Raw genomic sequence first — 1,493 nt, 5'->3', positions numbered from 1 at the left:
CCTGTGGCACAAGAGACGGCGTGGCTCCGTTTACGTGGCGATCCCCCAGGCTCGCCGGACAGGCAATCTGAATAAAGTGACAACTTTCGCCGATCTCGGCATCGATCAGGACATCGTCGACGCGCTCGCCGCCAAGGGCATCGTCGACGCGTTCCCGATCCAGGAGCAGACCATCCCCCTCGGCCTTCCCGGCCAGGACATCATCGGCCAGGCGAAGACCGGAACGGGAAAGACCTTCGGGTTCGGCATCCCTGTGGTCCAGCGCCTCGGCAAGGACCCGGAGCACGGCGTCAAGGCGCTCATCGTGGTGCCGACCCGCGAGCTCGCGGTGCAGGTCTACGAAGACATCGACCTGCTCACCAGCAACCGTTCCACCAGCGTCGTCGCCATCTACGGCGGCAAGGCGTACGAGGGACAGATCGACCAGCTCAAGGCCGGCGCGCAGATCGTGGTCGGCACCCCCGGTCGCCTCATCGACCTCGCGGGCCAGCGTCTGCTCGACCTCTCGAACGCGACCGAGGTCGTGCTCGACGAGGCCGACAAGATGCTCGACCTCGGCTTCCTCGCCGACATCGAGAAGATCTTCCAGAAGGTCCCGGCGGTCCGCCACACGCAGCTGTTCTCGGCGACCATGCCCGGCCCGATCGTGGCACTCGCCCGCCGCTTCATGTCGAACCCGATCCACATCCGCGCGAACGACCCCGACGAGGGCCTGACGCAGGCGAACATCAAGCACCTCGTCTACCGCGCGCATTCGATGGACAAGGACGAGATCATCGCCCGCATCCTGCAGGCCGAGGGCCGCGGCAAGACCGTGATCTTCACGCGCACCAAGCGTGCGGCACAGCGCCTCGTCGACGAACTGGGCGACCGCGGCTTCAACGTCGGCGGCGTGCACGGCGACATGGGCCAGGATCAGCGCGAGCGCTCGATGGCCGCGTTCAAGGCCGGCAAGCGCGACGTGCTCGTCGCGACCGACGTCGCCGCCCGCGGTATCGACGTCGATGACGTGACCCACGTGATCAACCACACCATCCCGGACGAGGACAAGACGTACCTCCACCGCGCGGGCCGCACCGGCCGCGCGGGCAAGACCGGTATCGCGGTCACGTTCGTCGACTGGGAGGACCTGCACAAGTGGGCCCTCATCAACCGCGCCCTCGAGTTCGGCCAGCCGGAACCGATCGAGACCTACTCGTCGAGTCCGCACCTGTTCGAGGACCTCGACATCCCACAGGGCACCAAGGGCCGTCTCGTTTCGGCTCCGAAGACCGAGTCGGTCAAGACAGAGCGCACGCGCCGTCCCGAGCGGGCTGCGGATGCCGCGGCTGAAGGCACCGACGAGGGTGGCACGCGCCGCCGTCGCCGCCGCCGCAACAGCACCACCCCGGTCGGTTCGACGTTCACCGAAGGCGCCGCCGAGCCCACGTCGGGAGAGGGCCAGTCCGCGCCGGCGGCCGAACGTGGCGCCGAGGGCGCCGGCACGCACGATG

The 1,493-nt window shown here is 68.2% G+C and carries 1 protein-coding gene; it reads left to right on the top strand.

Features of this window, described 5'->3' with window-relative positions; genetic code table 11:
• Nucleotides 1-76 precede the first annotated feature (76 nt).
• The coding region (locus ACNPM4_RS17140) for a DEAD/DEAH box helicase (protein ID WP_448986483.1) at nucleotides 77-1,493 on the top strand (1,417 nt) is incomplete at its 3' end.

The organism is Microbacterium umsixpiens (assembly GCF_053543675.1).
This window is presented reverse-complemented; position numbering and strand designations above follow the sequence as displayed.